Origin of the sequence: Virgibacillus phasianinus, from assembly GCF_002216775.1 — a bacterium.
GTDB lineage: Bacteria > Bacillota > Bacilli > Bacillales > Amphibacillaceae > Virgibacillus_F > Virgibacillus_F phasianinus.
The window spans coordinates 3,715,743-3,736,168 of sequence record NZ_CP022315.1 but is presented as its reverse complement, the minus strand read 5'-3'; the positions used below and the strand labels follow the sequence as shown (position 1 = coordinate 3,736,168).

The following is a 20,426-nucleotide window of genomic DNA, read 5'->3' as shown; positions in this document are numbered from 1 at the left end:
ATGAAGAATCTAGCTGGCAACGATTCTTTCCTTGATAGAATTGGTTTACCATCTCACTTAGTTTGGGGATATTTAGGGGTTTTAATTTTTATGATGGGTGATGGATTGGAGCTTGCTTGGATCAGCCCTTATTTGGTTGATGAAGGGCTATCTGTCCAACAAGCTGCGTTTCTAACAACAGCATACGGTGTAACGATTGCTATCGCTGCATGGTTTTCCGGTGTTTTGGTAGAAGCAATCGGTCCGAGAAAAACAATGCTGCTCGGTCTAGTTATGTACGTGCTTGGACATAGTTTGTTTGTTGGGCTTGCAATTCCAACATTAAATTACGGACTAATGATTCCGACATATGCAATTAGAGGTTTCGGTTATCCGCTGTTTGCATATTCTTTTCTGGTTTGGATTACCTATCGAACACCACAACATCAACTTGGAACAGCAGTCGGATGGTTCTGGTTTGTTTTCACTGGTGGTTTAAGCGTCCTAGGCGCCTATTATTCCAGTTGGTCAATCCAACAATTCGGCCACATTCCGACTCTTTGGAGCGCATTAATTTGGGTATTTATTGGTGCGTTCTTGGCCATTGTAGTAAATCGAGATCAATTTGAACTGGAAAAAAGGTCAGATAATTCATCAAAAATGAAAGAACTGCTGAATGGTATTACGATTGTGAAACGAGAACCTAAGGTCGGAATTGCCGGAATTGTTCGTATAGTTAACCAAGCATCCCAATACGCGTTTCCACTGTTTCTGCCGATTTATTTAGCTACTCAAGGTGTTAGTACAACGGTTTGGTTAAATATTTGGGGAACCATTTTCATCTCCAATATTGCATTCAACCTTATTTTTGGATATGTGGGGGATAAATTTGGCTGGAGGAATACCATAACGTGGTTTGGTGCAGTTGGCTGCGGGGTTTTTACTATTCTTTTGTTTTATTTACCCCAGCTGTTTGCAGGAAACGTGTTTGTCGTTGGTGTTATCGGAATATTGTGGGGGGCATGTTTAGCAGGATTTGTCCCTTTATCCGCATTAACTCCTTCCTTGGTTGGTGACGGTGACAAAGGAGCAGCAATGTCTATATTAAACCTGGGTGCAGGTTTATGTGTGTTTGTTGGTCCAGCATTAGTAGCCCTGTTTTATGGTTTGGTAAATACACAAGGTATGATGTGGATTCTTGGGGGACTCTATTTTGGGGCAGCGATTTTGACAAGGTTCTTAAAAGTGCCCACCGCTACGGAAAACGAATATGTCGAAGAGAGCACGCATTCTGTTGTGTAAGGTGTAGCCTCCTTTGAGGGGCTACTGCCAATCCGATTTAGATTAATAAAATACCGATAGGAGTGTGTAACAGTGAAGAAACTAGTAAATAATCCGGTTAATGTAGTAGATGAAATGGTGGAGGGATATGTTCGTGCACATCCCGATTACATAAAACAATTATCCAGTAACAACCGCGCGTTAGTAACCGTGCGCGAAACAAAACAAAACAAGGTTGGTATATTGATCGGCGGTGGATCCGGTCATGAGCCAGGCTTTATGGGGTATGTTGGGGAAGGCATGGCAGATGGTGTTGCAGTAGGAAATATCTTTTCATCTCCTTCTCCCGACCCGATTTTAGAAGTGACCAAATCTATTAATAAAGAATCGGGTGTTGTCTATTTATATGGAAATTATGCTGGGGATGTAATGAACTTTGGCATGGCCGCTGAAATGGCAGATCTGGAGGAAGACATTGAAGTAGGAATGGCAATCGCAACAGATGATGTTGCTTCGGCACCGAAAGAAGAAAAGGAAAAACGTCGTGGCATAGCTGGTGAACTTTTTATTTATAAAGCCGCGGGTGCAGCGGCAGACTTTGGCTGCAATTTAGAAGAAGTGGTTCGGATTGCCAGGAAAGCGAATGATCATACATGGTCGATGGGAGTGGGGACCAGCCCATGTTATCATCCGCAAACAGGGAAACCGAGCTTTGAAATTGGGGATGATGAGATGGAAATCGGACTGGGTCATCACGGAGAACCTGGTTTGGAAAAGGGCCCCCTAGAAACAGCTGACAAACTGGCTGATCGTTTGCTAAATGATATTTTGATAGATAGCGGTATTACCAAAGGCGATGAAGTAGCTGTGCTGGTTAACGGCCTTGGCTCCACTCCGAAAATGGATTTATACATTGTTTATCGTAGAGTGGAACAGATTCTAAGTGAACAAGGAATAAAAATTTATTGCTCTTATGTAGGGGATTATATTACTTCATTAGAAATGGGAGGCTGCTCTGTAACTCTTATGAAGTTAGATGATGAGCTAACTAAGGTCATGGACCACCCTGTAAATTGTCCAATGTTTGTTCAGAAATAAAGGAAAGGTAGTGTTCAGGATGGAACTTACATCTAATGGGTTAAAAGATTTTTTTAAGGAAGTTGCAGGCATGGTTGAAACAGAGAAGGACTACCTTTGCGAACTGGACCGTAAATTAGGTGATGGTGATCATGGAGTGACTATGTCAATCGGGTGGCAGGCCATTCATGACAAATTAACGAACGAACTCGTGGATACGGAAGACTGTGGAAAAATAAGTGTAACTATAGGAAAAACATTTCTAAATGCAGTAGGCTCTTCTGTCGGACCCTTATATGCAACAGGGTTTATGCGAGGTGCCAAAATAGCTAAAAATAAAACTGTGTTAAATGAAAAAGATTTAGCTGCATACTGGGTGGCTTTTGCGAATGGAGTGAAGGAACGAGGGCAAGCCGAAGTTGGTGATAAAACAATGGTAGATACGCTCGCACCATTTGCTGAGACACTTAAGACCTGTTTTGATGACACGCAGGATTTTGAAACGGCATTTTCAACTGCGGTAAATGCTGCGGAGGCGGGAATGAATTCCACGAAAGACATGATATCGAAAAAAGGCCGCTCCAGCCGTTTAGCTGACCGTTCGATTGGAGTCCAGGATCCAGGAGCAACTTCAGCTTATTTCATTTTATCTACCTTTTTGAAGGTTATAAAAAGCAATTCCTCGAAAACAGCGTGAGTTGGTTTAACCTGTTTTCCAAATGCAACAAATGGCCCTAAGAAAGAATAAATGAAAGGATCAGAGCTCAGAACAGTTTCTGATTCTTTTTTTACACTTTTAAACAATATAACGAAAATAAATGAAAATAAACAATTAAATTAATTTATAAACAAAAGGATATGAATGAAAATAAATTTTAGTGAAGTCTAATGAGAGAGGTGTTAGTATTGAAGTTAGGGATTGGCAGTGACCATATTGGGTTTGAATTTAAAGAAGCAATTAAAAAGTTTGTGGAAGAGACAACCATGCATGAAGTAATTGATTATGGTTGCCATTCTTGTTCCACAGTAGATTACCCTGATGTCGCGTTTGAGGTGTCAAAAGGTATTTATGATGGGCAAATAGATCGGGCAGTGCTTATTTGCGGAACCGGAATTGGTGTATCGATTGCTGCCAATAAATTTCCGGGGGTTCGGGCTGCTTTAGCACACGACACGTATTCTGCCGAGCGTGCACAGTTGAGCAATAATGCACAAATCATCACAATGGGTGCACAGATTATCGGTGTAGCAATTGGAAAAAAGGTGGTAGAAGCTTATTTGAATTCTGAGTGGGCTGAGGGTTCAAAAAGAAAAGTAGATAAAATTAATGAAAAGGAAAAAGAATTTAGTAAAGTTAACAGTACCGAATCTGTTTCTGGTAACAATTGCGGTTAACATCATTAGGAGGGAATTTGATGAAGTCAATTGAACTTGATTTTTTAAAGGTCGCGGAATCAGCGGCTATTGCTGCAATTCCTTGGATTGGCAGTGGAAACAAAATAGAAGCCGATGGAGCTGCCACACAAGCCATGCGGGAGAAACTAAATGAGATTGGTATGGATGGACGAATTGTGATTGGAGAAGGGGAAATAGATGAAGCACCAATGTTATTTATTGGCGAGAAGCTAGGTAAAGGCGGTTTGCCGAAGATTGATATTGCTGTCGATCCGATAGAAGGAACAACTCCAACGGTAAATGGGCAAAAAAACGCAATGACAGTAATTGCTGCGGCACCAAGGGGAACACTTCTGCATGCACCAGATATGTATATGATGAAACTAGCTGTGGGACCTTCCGCGAAAGGAAACATAGACATCGATGCTCCGCTATCTGAGAATCTAACAAAAGTGGCTGAGGCGAAAGGCAAAAAAGTAAATGATTTAAATGTATTCGTACAAGATCGCCAAAGACACCAAAAATATATTGAGACGATTAGAGGAATGGGAGCTAAGGTACATTTGTTTCAAGATGGAGATGTCATATACGCAACAGCCACGTGTCTGGAGCATTTGGACGTTGACATGTTCCTCGGAATCGGCGGGGCGCCTGAGGGAGTACTTGGAGCTGTGGCAATGAAGGGACTTGGCGGAGAGATGCAGGCAAAATTATTACCTAGAGATGATGCGGAATATGAACGCTGCAAGAACATGGGTCTAAATGATCCTGAAGCCGTGCTGCCTCACAGTAAACTTGTCAGTACAAACGAGTGTATCTTTGTTGCCACGGGAATTACCGAAAATTTATTTTTGAAAGGGATTCAATCTTGTCCTAACTATCATCTAACACAGTCCATTTTGATTAATGGTAAGGAACGTCAATATCGAATAGTAGAAAGTGAGCACAAAAGACCGGAAAAGGTAAAGTAGAAGACATAATGGGACGCAAGAGTTCCATGTACATTCCCAACCATCACGCATAGGATAAACTACCAAGTCAGGGGGATGAGGAAGATGTACTATGTTTCTTGTAGGTGTCCATGTCAGTATTACGCAAACGTACCAGTGTACACTTATGAAAGGTATGCTGTGTCACAACCTTTTGTAAATGAATACGAGTATGCCCAACAATATGGTTATCATTTTAATGAGGAAAGGAATATTGCGTTAAAGGATTATGGAAAAGAACCATTTGCAGTGAATATTGAAGGGGCGGCTGAGCAAAACAATACGTATCGTACCGCTTTATGGACAGGAGATCATTTGCAGGTAGTTCTGATGAGTCTTAATGTTGGGGAAGATATTGGTTTAGAGGCCCATCCAAATGTAGATCAATTTTTACGGATTGAAGAGGGGCATGGAATTGTACAGATGGGTGATACGAAGGATAATCTAAACTTTGAAAAACATGTTTCAGCTGATTACGCAATCATGGTGCCAGCTGGCAAATGGCATAATTTAACCAATACGGGGAATGAACCGCTTAAGCTTTATACGATTTACGCCCCTCCCGAGCATCCATTTGGCACTGTTCACCAAACAAAGGCTGATGCAATGGCAGAGGAAGGATAGAAATCTTTATAAAAAAATATGCTTTTCAAAAAGGGTGCATTTCCTGAATAAGGATTTGCACCCTTTTTAACGGTCAAATTAGGTTATCATAACTAGTTACTGCATGGTAGTTTAGTACTTGTTGGGGGATTGAATTCGTTCTTTTGGGGGGTGGAAATTGAATTATTGCTGATTTACTACATTTTTATAATGTTTTCATCACAATAGCTACCGTTTTCCAGGTTATTCGACATAATTTTTATGAAAATTCCCCCTATTTACAATAGTGAGTTAGGTGGTTTATGATTTTTCCTAGAGCAAAAGAAATGCAGGTGAATCAATGAATTTAAAGAAACAACCGTATATCGTGCTGCTTTGTTTATGTTGTATCACATTTTATATTGCTTCCTATGCTGTGGATGAAACGGAAGCGGTATTTGTAGATCGAGAGACAACAACAACCTCGATCACAGCTGCCATCGTTTTTCCAAGAACAATCGAAGGGCTTGTGAAAGAGACAAAGGAAATAGCGGAGCAAGTGAATCATATCTATACATCCGCGTTACAGGTCCAAACTGAAAACCTATCATTACAAGAGGTTAAAGCTAATCTGTCGAAGCTGAAGGCAAAGCGGGAAACCATTATGGGTAGACAACAAGTTATAAAAAAAAACTACAACCAAATAAAAGCGTATGATCAACAGGCTGCTGCTAAACAATTCCAATTTTTACAGGATGGATTAGTGAATATTACTGGAATCTACCAGACTACCAGTGAAACGGTTGATATCCAACGATTGGATCACTTAATTAGCAAGCTAAAAAAGGCTATGAAGAAACCGAAGCAGAATTCTGACAGTTATTCCAAAACACCACCGCAATCGGCAACAACGGAAAAAACGCCTAGTAAAGAAAAGACAGCAGTAAAGGGCAATGATTCTATTAAAGAAACATCTAGAGAAAAAACAGAAAAGGCGACGGAAAAACCAACAGAAAAACCGCTAGAAGAACCGCCAGAAGAAACGTCACAAGAGGAGCCACCAGAGCCAGAAATAGAAGAACAACCGACTACCGAAGCAGAACCAGCCAAGAGAGAAATACCAACGGAGCAAAAGGAAGGGGAGTCCAATGAAAAGGGTGAAGAAGTCACTGCGAATACTAAGTAGAGTGGTTACGTATTTCATGATTGTTGTAATGGTCTGTCTCGCAATTATCGTTATTTCCGCAAAGGCGAGTGCGGGTGAACCAACAATTTTTGGGTACCAGATAAAAACTGTGCTTTCCGGTTCGATGGAGCCTGAATTTCAGACTGGTTCCATTATCGCAATAAAACCAACCGATGATGGATCAACGTTTAAGCAGGGGGATGTAATTACCTTTCATGCCAAAGACGAGATGATCATTACTCATAGAATTGTAGATAAGAAAACAGTGAATGGCGAAACAATTTATACTACGAAAGGCGATCATAATGGTGCTGCTGATGTAGACAGCGTACTTGCAAAGAATGTGATTGGAAACTATGTGGACTTTACCATCCCGTATGTAGGTTACTTGTTAAACTATGCGAACTCAAAGGCCGGGGCTGCTTTACTACTGATTGTTCCCGGTATCGTTCTGGTGCTATATTCCGCAATATCTATTTTTAAGGCAATACGGGAGATTGAAGGAAAGAAAGAGGGTCACTCTATTTAAAAACTGGTTATTCTTTTTATGTGTTTCATCAATACATAAAAGTTTAATATAAAGTGAAACTTCATTCGGTGGGGGTTTTCAATTTTCCCACTGAATGTTAGTTGAACCAATCGGGCTTGTACGGTCAGTTTTCCCCTACTTAACATTCTTTTTAGTCCACCTTACTTTTTGATGTAGGGGATTATTGACCGTCAAACTGCGATAAAACAAATTCAAAGGGAGGAAATTGGAATGAGCATGAAGAAAAAGCTAGGCATGGGGGTTATGACAGCATCACTCGGTTTATCACTGATTGGAGGGGGAACGTTCGCTTATTTTAGCGATACGGAGACCACGAACAATACGTTCGCTGCTGGAACACTGGATTTATCGATTGACCCCGCTAAAATTATTGATGTAAGTAATATGAAGCCGGGTGATACGATGGTCCGGGAGTTCAAGCTAACAAATAGTGGCAGTTTGAAAATTGACACTGTGAATCTATTAACAGACTACAAAGTGGTGGATGCAAAAGGTGACAATGCAGCCGAAGACTTTGGCAAGCATATCAGGGTAAATTTCTTATTTAACTGGGATAAGGAAAGTGAACCCGTTTTTCAAACAACACTGCATGAGTTGAAAAATATGGATCCGGATGTTGTTCAAAAAGAAGTATGGGATCCATTGTGGGAACAAAAAGGCGGGCTTACAGCTGGTTCAGCAAATGAATTATGGGTAGAATTTGAATTTGTCGATAACGGCAAAGACCAAAACGTTTTCCAAGGGGACCAATTAGAAGTTGAATGGAATTTCAACGCAACACAAGGTGAAGGTAAAGATATTTAAGCTTATCGAACAGAATGAAAAAAATTCAACTAACTAAAGGAGTGTTTTATCTTGAAAGGAAAAATTGTTTCTTCTACATTGGCTCTATCCCTCGCTTTAGGAGGATTTGCTTCAGCAGGAACTGCTTTTGCTGATGAGAAAACGATGGATTTTAATGAGAAATACAATACCCCATCCTACATCATTGGAAACTGGGAAGCGCCACAACCAAAATCATTAACGAAAACTGAACCATTAACCAAAAAAGAAATAGCATTCGCTTTCCTTAATGCAAAAAAGGAATTGTTTAAGCTGCAAGGCGATTCGAAAAATCATTTTAAAGTGGTTGGACACAAGGCTGATAAGGAAACGGGAAGCTATCACTTCAGGCTTGTTGAACAATATGACGGGATCCCTGTATACGGATCTGATCAAACCATTAGTCTGAATGAGAAAAATCATGTGACAGCATTCTTTGGGCAAGTTGTTCCTAACCTAGAGGATAAAGAAATCCCAACTGAAGCTTCCATCTCTGGCGATGAAGCTGTCGACATAGCGAAGCAGGCGATTGACAAAGAAATTGGCCATGTTGAAAACTATGACGGCGATATTAGCAACAAGTTATATGTTTATGAACATAATGGGGAATTCCATCTTGCATACCTTGTGAAGGCATCAACTTCAGAACCTGCACCAGGCTATTGGCACTATTTCGTTGATGCAACGAATGGAAAAGTGATTAATATGATCAATGAAATCGATTCGGTTACTGGATTTGGAGAAGGTGTCCTTGGTAATAAAGAAATGTTTGGCATCGAAAAAGGAGAAGATGGAAACTATTTCTTATTTGATGGATCACGTGGTGACGGTATCCATACATTCCATGCCCAACACACAGGACCATTCATTTTTAACCTGCTTTCCCAGCTATTAGGCTACACTGGTGAAGAGATAACAAGTGATCATAAATTCTTCTCGGACCCTGCTGCGGTTTCAGCACAGGTAAATGCAGCAGAAGTATATGATTATTATCAGGACACATTTGGCCGCGATTCGTATGATGACCAAGGGGCTAAACTAATATCTTCCGTTCATATTGGCACCGGCTGGAACAATGCGGCTTGGAATGGAAAACAAATGATGTATGGAGACGGTGATGGTGAAGTATTCATGTCATTATCCGGCGCGAAAGATGTTATTGGTCATGAGCTAACCCATGCCATTACAGATGTTACAGCTGGTCTGGTTTATGAAAATGAATCCGGTGCATTGAATGAATCCATTTCCGACATTTTCGGTGCGATGGTTGACCGTGAAGATTGGAAGCTTGGGGAAGATGTATATACACCTGGAGTGGAAGGGGATGCGCTCCGTACATTGAAAGATCCGGCATCCTACACAAACGCCTTGACAGGACCATATCCTGACCATTACAGCAAGCGGTATACAGGTGAAGAAGACAATGGCGGCGTTCATATTAACTCCAGTATTAATAATAAAGCAGCATACCTGATTTCAGAAGGCGGAACACATTATGATGTGAAGGTTGAAGGTGTAGGACGCAAAGCAACAGAGCAAATCTATTATCGTGCGCTTACAAAATATTTGACGGCAACATCGGATTTCAGCATGATGCGTCAAGCCGCAGTGAAAGCCGCAACTGACATTTACGGAGCATCATCTGCAGAAGTTGAAGCTGTCAATGATGCCTACAATGCCGTTGGTGTAGAATAATAAAACGAGGGGGCTGGGACAAAACTAAAATGTCCAACTCAAAAGACGAACGATCAAGGGATAGGAAGTTTAGAATGTTTCTTTTCAACAATCGGATCTTAATAAGCAGTTGACATAAACTACTATCATGTTCGGTGCCCTGTCACCGCTGCGGAAAAACACTGCGCTTTCCGTGGGCAGCTGATGAGCCTCCTCGAGCTTACGCTCTCCGGGGTCTCATCTAGGCTTCTGCTCCCACAGGACAAGGAATGCTTCCCCGAATAAGCATCGCACGAAGAAAAAGTGCTTTTCTTTTTCGAGGAGTCTCCGTGTTTTTCCTCCGCTAATATGTCAGTAGATAACAGTACTATATAGTAAGTCCACTATTACGTGATTGTTTGGAGCGGAGGACCGTTGACTCCTGCGGGAACAGCGCGAGCTGAAGACCCCGCAGAGTGGTTTTCACGAGGAGGCTGAAGCCGTGCCCGCGGAAAGCAACGGTCCGCAGCGGAAAACAATCCAGCGCATACTTTTTAGCCTTAAGTTTACAAAAACAGACAAGAAAAAATCCGAACTACTTCAAATTCTAACAAAGAATTTCGAATCATAGTTCGGATTTCTCTCTGGCTAAAACACTTTTGTCCCAGCCCCCTTCATTAATGTTCTAAAACGGTATGTGCAACTTTTACCGCTTGATCGAGCTGCTCTGTTTTTGAATAGTAATAGAAGAGTTCTTTCTGGGATCGATTAATCAAAAAGATATGGCCAGTTAGTTTAAAGAATGGTAACGCATGATCTTTTAAGTAGCTAACATACGTTTCTTCATCACTATTTATTAATAATACTGTCAGGTTAAAAAGATGGATAAACAGTGATGCATTCATGCGTTTTGCACTATGTAATCCGGCCATCGCGTCCTTCAGTAACTCCTCATCAGATACCAGTTTCCCGCGTGCACAGCTTTGAATATAACCCTCGAGTGATAGTAAGTATTTATCCGATTCTTTTTCCTTCAGAACCATCGATTGTTTATACAGGCCACCGGCTGTTTTATAATCTGATCTTGTAAAATATTCATAGGCCATGTTGTGGAGAACTGTCGCTTTTCTTGGTGTATTATTGCACAACTCACAGGTTTGAATTAATGCGTTGTATTTCTTTAACCTGTCATGGAAGTCATGTAGTGTTTCCTGACTTTGCAAGATTAACAGCAACATTTCGGAATCAATTACTTTTAAGAAGTTATTGGTTTTTTTAAAGTATTTCAGTGCTTTTACTGCATAGGAATAAGCCATGTGTTTCCCGTTATTATTATCATAGGCTACCGCTAGATGGTAATAGTATTCCGAGTTATTGTATTCATCATTATGGATTGATTTAAGCGAATCAATGGCTTTGACATACTCCTGATTCCTTAAATGCAGGATCCCCAAGACATGTTTTTTGAAATTGTCTTCAAATGGTGACAGCAGCGTATCTTGACTTCGTATATCGCTGAGGATGTCCCCGGCTCGATCATTCTCTTCGTGTAAGAGGTAATATCTTGCCTTGAGTAATTTATAGAAAGTAAGACGGCCGGATATTGCGATGTGGTCACTTCGCTCCAATTCTTGTTTGATTGTCTCAATCTCTTGATCCCATTGCATAATAAGCGCTTCAAGCCATTGTTCCAGCCGCAGGTTCGTTGCCTTAATCGTTTTAATTTCAGTTTCGATATTGATGTTAAGACGCTTGGCTAACAAGGTAATAATTTCATTGGAGCAGTGTGTTTGCCCAAGTTCAATTTTACTTATATGTGTAACAGAGCAAATCCCTTTCCCGAGCTGAACCTGTGTCATCCCTGATTTTTCGCGATAAAATTTTATGATTTTTCCTATATCCATGTGTACCCCCCTAATTCCTGGACCTCCTTTTAGTCTATACACAGGTGTCTGTCCGCTTTCCTTTGTTTGTTTTTTCTGATAGTTTAAGTTAATTATAACATATAACTTTTTACTGTCGCCTTTAACAACCTCAAGGGTTTGACATTTACTGGAATTTCTATATACTGTAGATAAATTGAATAAAAAAGCTAGGGGTGCCCAATAAGCAGGGCTGAGAAGGGAACGCGATAAAGTTTCCTGACTCTTCGGACCTGATCTGGATCATACCAGCGTGGGGAAGTTAGATGAATCATCACCAATAATACTTCTGCATACATATTAGCCGGGTCCAGAGCCAATTCTGGATCCGGCTTTTTCAATTTGATAAAAAAACAAAAAACATATCTACTAGGGGTGCCTTTAAAATGGCTGAGATCAAGGTGAGACCTTGGGACCCTTTGAACCTGATCTGGTTTGCGCCAACGGAGGGAAGTAATGGGATGACATGACGTTTATACTGAAAGACCATTCCAACCACTTTCCCTACGATGGAAAGTGGTTTTTTTAGTGAGGAGGGTGGGGAGCATACGTGAGCGGAGAATTACATGTCATTTCAACAGGTAAACAATCACTTAAAACAGTAACGTCAATCATGAGGCAGATCCATCCATTCATTGATTATTTCCATCTACGGGAGAAATCATGGTCGGCACATGAATTGATTCAAGGGGTTAAGTCACTTAGTGTTGCTGGGGTGCCAACGGAAAAAATTATGATTAATGATCGTGTCGACGTTGCACATGCCATGAACACGCGTGGTGTCCAGCTAAGCGATCAAAGTATGGGAGTGGAGTTGGTAAACAGGTACTATAATCACCTAAGGATTGGCTGTTCGGTGCATCATACTGCAAAGGGAGTGGCTGCAGCAAAACATGGAGCTGATTATCTACTTTTTGGTCATATCTTTGAAACGCAGTCAAAGCCTGGAATGAAACCGAAAGGGCTTGCTAGTTTGAGAGAGATGGTTGAACGGGTTCCCATCCCAGTAATAGCAATCGGTGGAATCACGCCCGCTAACACAAGCGATGTGATTCAAAATGGGGCAAGCGGGATCGCTGTACTGTCAGGAGTCCTATTGGCTGATGATCCCCTAAAGGCTGCCCTAGCCTATCAAAAAGCATTAAAAAACAGCACATATGCAGAAGGCAGGTGTAAGGATGAACCAAAATTATGATGTAATTGTTATCGGTGGTGGCGTGATTGGGAGTTCCATAGCATTTCAGTTGGCTAAACGCCATTACAGTGTATTAATCTTAGAAAAGGACCAATTGGCTAGCAAAGCGTCAAGTGCGGCTGCCGGGATGCTGGGGGCACAGGCTGAATTGGAAGAAAACAATCCCCTTTATAGTCTTGCAAGTCGAAGCAGAGACATGTTTCCGAATCTAGCAACGGAATTAAAAAATTTATCCGGGATTGACATCGAGTTGATTCAGAGCGGAATTTTAAAAGTGGCTCAAACACATGAAGAAGGCGAACAACTAAAGAAAACGGCTGCCTTTCATCAGTCGCAGGGCGAACAGGCTGAATGGCTCTCACAAGAAAAGGTTCATGTACAGGAGCCAGCATTAGCTGATGACATCTTTGGTGGAATGTATGTGAAAAAAGATGGTCAGGTTTCCGCACCACAATTAGCGAAGGCGTTCGCCCGTTCCGCAAAGATTTTGGGGGTGGATATTCTCGAGTATCGGAAGGTTCAGGATTTTATCAAAGAAAATGATCGTATTGTTGGTGTGCAAACGCAAACCAACAGTTATTTTACGGAACACGTTGTTGTTGCTGGAGGAGCTTGGAGCCAGGAGCTGACGAAGAAGGTAAATATCTTTTTGCCAGGGCATCCGGTAAAGGGTGAATGCTTTTCGGTTAAAATTTCGGGACAATTGGTAACATCAAGTATTTATTCTACTTCGGGTTATATTGTTCCCAAGGCTGGCGGAAGGTTAATTATTGGTGCTACCCAAAAGCCGGAGATCTTTGACGAATCGGTTAGTCTAGTAAGCTTATCGGAATTAATTGCGAACGCTCAGAAGGTCATTCCTGCTATAAAGGATGCCACATGGGAACAGGCATGGTCCGGTATTCGACCCAAGACTGCTGATGGGCTACCGTATATTAGCGAACACTCACACGTTCCAGGGCTATTGATTGCTACTGGTCATTACAGGAATGGGATATTGCTTGCCCCCATAACCGGTGTGTTAATCGCGGACATAATAGATGGAAAAGTGAACGACAATCCTTTTGGCATTGAACGAATCTGGAAGGAGGTGGTTGAGTGAACCTGACAATAAATGGAAAGGTCATTCCTTTACCTGAAGACGTAACATCTGTTAGAGATGTCATGATGCATTTTAACCTGAATCAGCAGGTTGTGATTGTTGAACACAATGGGGAGATTTTAAACCGGGAACATCACGATCATCAAGGAATTAAAAATGGAGACAAACTGGAATTAGTACAATTTGTAGGAGGCGGTTGATGTGTTAACAATAGGCGAAAAGCAGTTTCATTCACGATTATTTTTAGGTACTGGTAAATATCCGAATATGGATATTCAAAAGGAAGCAGTAGATGTGTCGGGAACAGAAGTACTGACGTTTTCTGTGCGGCGTATGAATGTTTTTGATGCATCGCAACCAAATTTTTTAGAGAAGATAGACCTTAATCGCTATCAGTTATTACCAAATACAGCGGGTGCGAAAACAGCTAAAGAAGCGGTCCGTACTGCTAGATTGGCAAAGGCGTCCGGCCTCTGTGACATGATTAAAGTAGAGGTGATCGGGTGCGATAAAACATTACTGCCGGATCCTGTTGAGACATTAAAAGCAACCGAAACCCTAGTGAAAGAAGGATTCATCGTATTGCCATATACGTCATGTGATGTTGTCCTGTCAAAAAAACTGGAGGAAATTGGCGCCCATGCGGTCATGCCGGGGGCTTCGCCAATTGGCTCCGGACAGGGAATTATTAATCCTACTAATATGCGCTTTATTGTGGAGCAGGCAAATATTCCGGTCATTGTAGATGCTGGTATTGGTTCACCAGCGGATGCCTCCCTGGCCATGGATCTCGGCGCGGATGCAGTTCTGTTAAATACTGCTGTTTCACAAGCGAAGGACCCAGTCAGAATGGCTGAAGCAATGAAACTAGGTATTGAAGCAGGACGTCTTGGCTATGAAGCAGGAAGAATTCCAAGGAAACGCTATGCAACAGCAAGCAGTCCGACAGAAGGAATAAGTATTGGGTAATGGATAATCGTTATTCAAGACAAATGTTGTTTGCGCCAATTGGAATCGAGGGACAGCAAAAAATAGCGGCGAAACATGTCCTAATTGTTGGAGCAGGTGCACTTGGTACGGGAAATGCTGAAGTGCTTGTTCGCGCCGGCATCGGCAAGCTAACCATTGTGGACCGGGATTATGTCGAGTGGAGCAACTTGCAGCGTCAACAGCTTTATGTTGAGGAAGATGCCAAGCGTGGAATTCCAAAAGCCATTGCAGCAAAAGAACGGTTAAAACAGATTAATTCGGAGGTTGAGATTGCAGCACATGTTGCTGATGTCACCCCATTAGAGTTCGAACAACTAATAGCAGGGGTCGATCTAATTCTTGATGCTACCGATAATTTTGATATCCGGATGATAATTAATGACATAGCACATAAGCACCGGATTCCCTGGATTTATGGCTCCTGTGTCGGGAGCTACGCCATCAGCTACACGATTATCCCGGGTGAAACACCCTGCCTGCACTGTTTAATGGAAACTGTCCCCCTTGGCGGATTGACCTGTGACACAGCCGGGATCATTAGTCCTGCAGCTAATATGGTAGTCGTTCAGCAAACAACGGAAGCACTAAAGATAGTGACAGAAAATTGGAGTGTTTTACAGAATAAATTAGTTTCATATGATCTATGGAAAAACGAGCAGGTTGCCATGGACATTTCCGTTATGAAAAATACGGAATGCACCACGTGTGGATCACAACCTACTTATCCCTTTCTTTCATATGAAAATCAAACGAAAACTGCGGTGTTATGCGGAAGGAACACTGTTCAAATAAGGCCATCGAACATGGAAGAACGCAATTTGGAAAAGATAGCTGAAACCCTTTACGGACTAGGCAGAAAGGTGAAACGGAATCCATTTCTGCTTTCCTTTATCATTGATGAAAAGCGGCTGGTCTTGTTTAAGGATGGGCGGGCTCTTGTTCATGGAACAAATGATGTTGCAAAAGCAAAAACTCTTTACCACCAGTTTTTTGGATAGATACAAAGTTTATAGGAAGTAAACCAATCAGGTCCTGTTTTTGATTAACTTTTCAAAGACAGGGTTTTCTATGTTTTTATTAATTATATTTAATGTATGTTATGAATAATAATTAACAATATTAAAATATAGTTTCATTTTATTAAAATATGTGGTAATCTATAAAAGAAAGAGGTGGAAAGATGGAGATAAAAAATGTACCGAATTGGGTTTTAACATTAGATGAAGAAGACTTAGAATTCATTAAAAGGTTTGTTCTGAATTCGGGTTCCTTAAAAGAAATTGCAAAGGTGTATGATGTATCCTATCCGACAGTTCGAATTAGACTTGATCGGTTAATCCAGAAGGTAACATTAAATGATGCTGTGGATAATGAGAACTTTGTTAAATTTATCAAGGGGCTTTCGATTGACGACCGGATCAGCATAGAGGATGCAAAATTAATTATTGAAAAATATAAACAGGAGAAAGGTGATAGATAATGGAAGACTTTTACAAACTTGTACTTGGATTTTTTATAGTAGCGGTCCAATATTTCCTTGCCAGAAGACCAAATGTGTACTTTGGTGCCATTTTGCCAGTGGCTTTTACGATTATTATGTTTGGATGGGTCTATAATGAAGTCGGAGATGGAGAAGGCTTTTCCTTTTATACCACTCTTATTTTGGGATTGGCTATTTTTCTTGGTGAATGGATACAGGGCAGGGAGGCAATAAAGGATAAAAGGAAAAAAGAATTAGAAAAAATGAAGTCCTATGATATGAAATAGGTGATGAAAAGATAGGAGTGGCAAATGTGATTCATGTATTAAAGAGAGAGTTTATTGATTCTTTCAAAAGTGTGCGATCCATATTAATTGTACTATTTATTACATTCGTTTCGTACCAGTCTGCGAAATTTATTGAAAATAATCCTGGCATAATCGACAAACTGATCGAAAATGGTGGGGAAGCTGGGTCGGCATATACTGCAGCAATTGCACTAATTGTGCTGATGTTTGGCTTTTTATTCGTTTTTGCAACATCCCACGACATCATCAACAGGGAAACGGAGATGAAAACGATGCGATTACTCGTTACAAAAACGTCCAGATGGCAAGTAATGCTGGGGAAATTTTGCGGAGCTATGCTATTTTGGGTTGTTACCGTGTCCATTTCCTTTTCAATTCTATCCATCATTGCTGAGTCATGGTTTCCAAAAGACTATTTTCAATCGTTACTATTCATATTTTATATTGTTAGTTTCGTATTGTTAATCTCCACCGTGATTACAAAGACAAAACTAACGATGTTCCTAGGTATTTTACTTGGTATTACGCTACCAATTATAGGATTGATTGCGTCAGTAGTGGACAGGTGGTATCTACTGCCATTCAGGTATCTTTTACCGTACAATTATTTGGAAGGCTCAGTTGGCTTTATGCTCATTCCAATGGCTACCGGGATTGTTTATATTTTACTATCCATTTATATCATACAGAGAAGGGATTTATAAATGATGGAGATATTGAAGGTAAATCAATTAACGAAAAACTATAGAAATACACAAGTATTAAAGGGCATCAACCTAACAATTCATCAAGGGGAAGTGTTCGGGTTTGTTGGTCATAATGGTGCAGGTAAATCAACCTTTATACATACTTTAACAGGGATTAGCGTTAAAAGTTCCGGTTCCTTTGACATACTGGGTGTTCCCGATAGTCAGATTGATAGTGTAAAAAAAAGCATGGGTGTTATGCCTGACATCTCGAATTTGTACGAAAATATGAGAGGGATTGAATTTCTGCGTTATATGGGAGGATTAGTAGGAGATCACCGTAGTAAAGAAGACTATGAATCCCTTATGAAGGATGTAGGTCTGGAAGGGGCAGAGCGCAAGAAAATCAAGGCCTATTCATTTGGCATGAAAAAGAAAATTAGTATTGCCCAGGCATTACTGGGAGATACCGAAATAATTATTCTGGATGAGCCAACCTCCGGACTTGACCCAGAATCGGCAATTAAGATACGCCAATTAGTCACAGGGTTACAAGAACAGGGAAAGACCATTTTGCTTACATCCCATAATCTTGATGAAATCGATAAAATAAGTGATCGAGTTGGTATATTAAGTGATGGAATTATCAAAAAGGTTGGAACACCTCGTCAGTTGAAAGAGGGGACAGAAACTGGGCTTACAATCTTTGTTCGGACAAAACCAATGCTGCATGCTGATTTTGTTCAAGAGTTAGCTGAAAAACTTGAAATAGATGTTTCTTTTCTTGGAACAAAAAAGGACTACAGCATGTTACATATTGCTTCGGACGATGACATACCAATTCTATCAAAGAAGTTAATTGATTCAGGTACACGACTGTATGAAATGAAGGTGGAACAAACCTCATTAGAGGATGTTTTCATGAATACTTAAAAATTAATTCTTCCAGAGGCCGATTGGTTGTCCAAGAAATAACAGGTACTAAAAGATGGAAAAGGGTTATTCTTTCCTTCCCGATTACAGAATATTATGATATCATTGGATTGATAAAAGAAGTGAAGCGAAAGATATATGAACGGAAAAATTTAAATGGAGTGATTGTGTGAAAAGACTTCTGTTGCTTTTCGTTCTTTTACTTTTGGTTGTCTCGGGTTGTACTGATAAGAATATTCAGTTTAGTGGGGAGAGTGAACATTGGAAAGGACAGTATAATGCTGTTATTGGGGATACAAGAGAAGATGGAGAATATACTTTTAAATATAAAAAAGCAACAGAAGATACGGTAATTGAGAATTTGAAAATTGTTATAAATGACGGCGAAACGGTTCTAAATGGGAAGAGACACAAAGGTGCAATTGTTAAGGTATCATCTGCATGTTCAGGATGTGCTGTGACGAATCCGGAAGCATCCATCCAAGTAGTGATTGAATGGGGGAAGGGGAAAGAAGAAGCTTTTCCATTGGACCCAAACTAAGATTTTATTTAATGACCTGCGAAGATTTGAATATCCATTATGAGGGAGTAAAGATATGAAAAACGAGGGAAGCAATTTTATGGAAAGATTAAAATCGTTACCCTTGATGTTACTTGGAACTTTAATTGGTATTACAATTGCATTTGTAGCAAAAGGTATGTGGATTGATAAATTTGATTGGGGACCATGGGTATCGTCGATGATAGGTGGAATAATCGCGTATTTAATAATCTTGGTCTTTATTATAATGAATAGGAAAAAGAATAATAATGGGAATTGAGAACTGGAAAGGTTTTTGGAAAATTGAAAAGTGCTAATTGATTATACTGAACCACAACGGTGAAAGGGCAGGAGTTAGTCACCATTATAATGAAAAGAGGTGCAGATGATAAATGGATAAAATAATGGTAATAGGAGTATCGGCTGGTGCAGGGAAATCTACGTTCGCGAAGGAATTGGGCAGAGCCTTAAAAATCGAAGTTTATCATCTGGATGCGATGTTCTGGAAGCCAGGATGGGTGGAAGCTTCATTTGAGGAATTCGCTGCACCTCAAAGGAAAATTGTTCAAACCAGCAATCAATGGATAATGGAAGGCAATTATAGTAAAACGTATGATATTAGAGCGGAATACGCGGATACCATTGTATATTTAGAACATCCGCTGTATCTATGTCTTTTTCGAGTTATGAAGCGATGGTTAAAAAATAGGGGGAAAACCCGACCAGATCTTGGGGAAGGGTGTCCGGACAAATTAGACTGGGATTTCATTCGATTTATTTGCACTACATATTATCCACGCAAAAGGAATATGCAGGCTAGGTTTCGATACTTCCAAACATTAGGTTCTAAAAAAAGCATTCATATTCTAAAAGGAAAAAAGGAAATCAGTTCGTTTTTAAAGGATATACATTAGAACATTTTTGAGATGAAAGGGTTTACAATTGGTGGAAAAAGCACCTTTCAGATAAAGGTACTGTTATTGTGAATGGTTTAGTCAATGAAATGTATGGTGCGGCTTTTTAATTCGTCTATTATCAGTTTAGTGAAGTCCGATTCCAGGTTGAACTCTTTTGTTTTGTAGTATGCTTCAATAAGTAATGCATCAGATAAGTTTTCCATGAGTAAATTTCCTCCCATAAATTCTTTTAAAACCATTAAATAGTTTACTAAAAATTTACAATATATACAACACATAAAGCATAAATTGTACAAGTTTTGTTGTGGCAGGTCTTAGTTTGAGGTAAAGGATCCCCTCAACAGGGATACTTTCCACCTCGTAAACACTGTTTATTCCCAAGCACGTTCTTTATGTTCAAATTCAACTGATTTATCTCCATACAAATAAACGCGCATAACTTTACCTGTCAATTCTTTCAATTCCATAGGCGTAAATTCGACGATTCCTGGTTCATTATTTTTCTTGCACATATATTTGATAACACCGTTTTCTTTACCATAATACTTCACATCAATATGGTGCACCGTAATCAATTGATGTTTGACAAGGTTTATATCTTTCTGCAGCTGATCAATGACAGTATCCAGCTTATCCAGGTAAACATTACCTACTTTTGAAACTTTAAAAGCCTGATAATCCCTGCGAAATACTTTTAAGGCAAGTGGTAATATAATAAAGTCATGTATTGTTTTTTCCATCAGGCACCCATCCTAATCCGGATCTTATCTACAGAAAGAACGCTATCCAGCCTAAATGTACGGACTGTTTGCTTCGTATAGCAATAAGCTAAGATTCG

Annotated in this window: 25 protein-coding genes and 2 riboswitches; of the genes, 22 read left to right on the top strand and 3 right to left on the bottom strand. The window is 40.3% G+C overall.

The features are described from left to right. The 10 genes from CFK37_RS18075 (at position 1) to CFK37_RS18030 (ending at position 9,556) form a co-directional block, all read left to right on the top strand. The gene (locus CFK37_RS18075; RefSeq protein WP_089063185.1) at positions 1-1,281 is read left to right on the top strand and encodes an MFS transporter; all 1,281 of its coding nucleotides are present in this window, start codon (positions 1-3) and stop codon (positions 1,279-1,281) included. Between the two features lie 72 nt (positions 1,282-1,353). Further along, on the top strand, positions 1,354-2,358 hold the full coding sequence (locus CFK37_RS18070) for a dihydroxyacetone kinase subunit DhaK (RefSeq protein ID WP_089063184.1): 1,005 nt from the start codon (positions 1,354-1,356) through the stop codon (positions 2,356-2,358). A gap of 19 nt (positions 2,359-2,377) precedes the next feature. Continuing rightward, positions 2,378-3,034, top strand: a complete 657-nt coding sequence (gene dhaL / locus CFK37_RS18065) for a dihydroxyacetone kinase subunit DhaL (protein WP_089063183.1) — start codon at positions 2,378-2,380, stop codon at positions 3,032-3,034. A gap of 209 nt (positions 3,035-3,243) precedes the next feature. Beyond that, positions 3,244-3,732 (top strand): ribose 5-phosphate isomerase B, encoded by a 489-nt coding sequence (gene rpiB / locus CFK37_RS18060; RefSeq protein WP_089063182.1) that lies wholly within the window; start codon positions 3,244-3,246, stop codon positions 3,730-3,732. A 20-nt stretch (positions 3,733-3,752) separates the two neighbouring features. Then, entirely contained in the window at positions 3,753-4,703 is a 951-nt protein-coding gene (glpX, locus tag CFK37_RS18055; RefSeq protein WP_089063181.1) for a class II fructose-bisphosphatase, read from the top strand. An 84-nt stretch (positions 4,704-4,787) separates the two neighbouring features. After that, entirely contained in the window at positions 4,788-5,345 is a 558-nt protein-coding gene (locus tag CFK37_RS18050) for a cupin domain-containing protein (RefSeq protein WP_089063180.1), read from the top strand. 319 nt (positions 5,346-5,664) lie between these two features. Beyond that, positions 5,665-6,489, top strand: coding sequence for a DUF4047 domain-containing protein (locus tag CFK37_RS18045; RefSeq protein WP_089063179.1), 825 nt, complete (start codon positions 5,665-5,667; stop codon positions 6,487-6,489). Next, positions 6,461-7,018: a signal peptidase I SipW gene (gene sipW, locus CFK37_RS18040; protein WP_089063712.1), complete on the top strand. Its 558-nt coding sequence runs from the start codon at positions 6,461-6,463 to the stop codon at positions 7,016-7,018. Before CFK37_RS18045 ends, sipW begins: the two co-directional genes overlap by 29 nt. Before the next feature lie 231 nt (positions 7,019-7,249). After that, positions 7,250-7,843 carry a CalY family protein gene (locus tag CFK37_RS18035; RefSeq protein WP_089063178.1) on the top strand — a complete coding sequence of 198 codons (594 nt, stop codon included), beginning with the start codon at positions 7,250-7,252 and terminating at the stop codon, positions 7,841-7,843. A 51-nt stretch (positions 7,844-7,894) separates the two neighbouring features. Continuing rightward, positions 7,895-9,556: a M4 family metallopeptidase gene (locus CFK37_RS18030; protein ID WP_089063177.1), complete on the top strand. Its 1,662-nt coding sequence runs from the start codon at positions 7,895-7,897 to the stop codon at positions 9,554-9,556. Positions 9,557-10,191: 635 nt separating this feature from the next. Here CFK37_RS18030 and CFK37_RS18025 read toward each other — a convergent pair. Then, on the bottom strand, positions 10,192-11,418 hold the full coding sequence (locus CFK37_RS18025; RefSeq protein WP_089063176.1) for a helix-turn-helix domain-containing protein: 1,227 nt from the start codon (positions 11,416-11,418) through the stop codon (positions 10,192-10,194). A 180-nt stretch (positions 11,419-11,598) separates the two neighbouring features. Further along, a riboswitch (TPP riboswitch) is annotated at positions 11,599-11,713 on the top strand. Between the two features lie 84 nt (positions 11,714-11,797). Then, positions 11,798-11,905: riboswitch (TPP riboswitch) on the top strand. Positions 11,906-11,986: 81 nt separating this feature from the next. Here CFK37_RS18025 and CFK37_RS18020 point away from each other — a divergent pair. From CFK37_RS18020 to CFK37_RS17965, 12 genes are all read left to right on the top strand, one after another. Further along, positions 11,987-12,631, top strand: a complete 645-nt coding sequence (locus CFK37_RS18020) for a thiamine phosphate synthase (RefSeq protein WP_089063175.1) — start codon at positions 11,987-11,989, stop codon at positions 12,629-12,631. Next, positions 12,615-13,733: a glycine oxidase ThiO gene (gene thiO / locus CFK37_RS18015; protein WP_089063174.1), complete on the top strand. Its 1,119-nt coding sequence runs from the start codon at positions 12,615-12,617 to the stop codon at positions 13,731-13,733. Before CFK37_RS18020 ends, thiO begins: the two co-directional genes overlap by 17 nt. Continuing rightward, entirely contained in the window at positions 13,730-13,933 is a 204-nt protein-coding gene (gene thiS / locus CFK37_RS18010) for a sulfur carrier protein ThiS (RefSeq protein WP_089063173.1), read from the top strand. Before thiO ends, thiS begins: the two co-directional genes overlap by 4 nt. 1 nt (position 13,934) lies before the next feature. After that, positions 13,935-14,702 carry a thiazole synthase gene (locus tag CFK37_RS18005; protein ID WP_089063172.1) on the top strand — a complete coding sequence of 256 codons (768 nt, stop codon included), beginning with the start codon at positions 13,935-13,937 and terminating at the stop codon, positions 14,700-14,702. Then, positions 14,702-15,721 carry a thiazole biosynthesis adenylyltransferase ThiF gene (locus CFK37_RS18000; RefSeq protein WP_089063171.1) on the top strand — a complete coding sequence of 340 codons (1,020 nt, stop codon included), beginning with the start codon at positions 14,702-14,704 and terminating at the stop codon, positions 15,719-15,721. The genes CFK37_RS18005 and CFK37_RS18000 overlap by 1 nt, the downstream gene beginning before the upstream one ends. 182 nt (positions 15,722-15,903) lie before the next feature. Continuing rightward, a complete protein-coding gene (locus tag CFK37_RS17995; RefSeq protein WP_089063170.1) occupies positions 15,904-16,203 on the top strand; it encodes a DUF2089 family protein in 300 nt (99 codons plus the stop codon). Then, positions 16,203-16,490, top strand: coding sequence for a hypothetical protein (locus CFK37_RS17990; protein ID WP_089063169.1), 288 nt, complete (start codon positions 16,203-16,205; stop codon positions 16,488-16,490). The genes CFK37_RS17995 and CFK37_RS17990 overlap by 1 nt, the downstream gene beginning before the upstream one ends. A gap of 26 nt (positions 16,491-16,516) precedes the next feature. Beyond that, a complete protein-coding gene (locus CFK37_RS17985) occupies positions 16,517-17,215 on the top strand; it encodes an ABC transporter permease (protein WP_089063168.1) in 699 nt (232 codons plus the stop codon). Beyond that, on the top strand, positions 17,216-18,130 hold the full coding sequence (locus CFK37_RS17980) for an ABC transporter ATP-binding protein (protein ID WP_245837254.1): 915 nt from the start codon (positions 17,216-17,218) through the stop codon (positions 18,128-18,130). A gap of 169 nt (positions 18,131-18,299) precedes the next feature. Beyond that, positions 18,300-18,671, top strand: a complete 372-nt coding sequence (locus tag CFK37_RS17975; protein WP_089063167.1) for a hypothetical protein — start codon at positions 18,300-18,302, stop codon at positions 18,669-18,671. Positions 18,672-18,726: 55 nt separating this feature from the next. Further along, complete coding sequence (locus tag CFK37_RS17970) at positions 18,727-18,951, top strand: hypothetical protein (RefSeq protein ID WP_089063166.1); 225 nt, start codon at positions 18,727-18,729, stop codon at positions 18,949-18,951. Positions 18,952-19,063: 112 nt separating this feature from the next. After that, a complete protein-coding gene (locus tag CFK37_RS17965) occupies positions 19,064-19,585 on the top strand; it encodes a P-loop NTPase family protein (RefSeq protein WP_089063165.1) in 522 nt (173 codons plus the stop codon). A gap of 77 nt (positions 19,586-19,662) precedes the next feature. On the opposite strand, the gene sda is transcribed toward CFK37_RS17965, so the two are convergent. Beyond that, positions 19,663-19,791: a sporulation histidine kinase inhibitor Sda gene (gene sda / locus CFK37_RS20040; protein WP_157724892.1), complete on the bottom strand. Its 129-nt coding sequence runs from the start codon at positions 19,789-19,791 to the stop codon at positions 19,663-19,665. Between the two features lie 168 nt (positions 19,792-19,959). Continuing rightward, positions 19,960-20,328, bottom strand: a complete 369-nt coding sequence (locus CFK37_RS17955) for a YhjD family protein (RefSeq protein ID WP_089063163.1) — start codon at positions 20,326-20,328, stop codon at positions 19,960-19,962. Between the last annotated feature and the right edge of the window lie 98 nt (positions 20,329-20,426).

Bases quoted from the DNA above. Each gene is read 5' to 3' on its own strand.
- CFK37_RS18075 (WP_089063185.1), top strand. From the start codon at position 1: ATGAAGAATCTAGCTGGCAACGATTCTTTCCTTGATAGAATTGGTTTA.
- dhaL (WP_089063183.1), top strand. From the start codon at position 2,378: ATGGAACTTACATCTAATGGGTTAAAAGATTTTTTTAAGGAAGTTGCA.
- glpX (WP_089063181.1), top strand. From the start codon at position 3,753: ATGAAGTCAATTGAACTTGATTTTTTAAAGGTCGCGGAATCAGCGGCT.
- CFK37_RS18050 (WP_089063180.1), top strand. From the start codon at position 4,788: ATGTACTATGTTTCTTGTAGGTGTCCATGTCAGTATTACGCAAACGTA.
- CFK37_RS18045 (WP_089063179.1), top strand. From the start codon at position 5,665: ATGAATTTAAAGAAACAACCGTATATCGTGCTGCTTTGTTTATGTTGT.
- CFK37_RS18035 (WP_089063178.1), top strand. From the start codon at position 7,250: ATGAGCATGAAGAAAAAGCTAGGCATGGGGGTTATGACAGCATCACTC.
- CFK37_RS18025 (WP_089063176.1), bottom strand. From the start codon at position 11,418: ATGGATATAGGAAAAATCATAAAATTTTATCGCGAAAAATCAGGGATG.
- thiO (WP_089063174.1), top strand. From the start codon at position 12,615: ATGAACCAAAATTATGATGTAATTGTTATCGGTGGTGGCGTGATTGGG.
- CFK37_RS18000 (WP_089063171.1), top strand. From the start codon at position 14,702: ATGGATAATCGTTATTCAAGACAAATGTTGTTTGCGCCAATTGGAATC.
- CFK37_RS17995 (WP_089063170.1), top strand. From the start codon at position 15,904: ATGGAGATAAAAAATGTACCGAATTGGGTTTTAACATTAGATGAAGAA.
- CFK37_RS17990 (WP_089063169.1), top strand. From the start codon at position 16,203: ATGGAAGACTTTTACAAACTTGTACTTGGATTTTTTATAGTAGCGGTC.
- CFK37_RS17980 (WP_245837254.1), top strand. From the start codon at position 17,216: ATGATGGAGATATTGAAGGTAAATCAATTAACGAAAAACTATAGAAAT.
- CFK37_RS17970 (WP_089063166.1), top strand. From the start codon at position 18,727: ATGAAAAACGAGGGAAGCAATTTTATGGAAAGATTAAAATCGTTACCC.
- CFK37_RS17965 (WP_089063165.1), top strand. From the start codon at position 19,064: ATGGATAAAATAATGGTAATAGGAGTATCGGCTGGTGCAGGGAAATCT.
- sda (WP_157724892.1), bottom strand. From the start codon at position 19,791: ATGGAAAACTTATCTGATGCATTACTTATTGAAGCATACTACAAAACA.
- CFK37_RS17955 (WP_089063163.1), bottom strand. From the start codon at position 20,328: ATGGAAAAAACAATACATGACTTTATTATATTACCACTTGCCTTAAAA.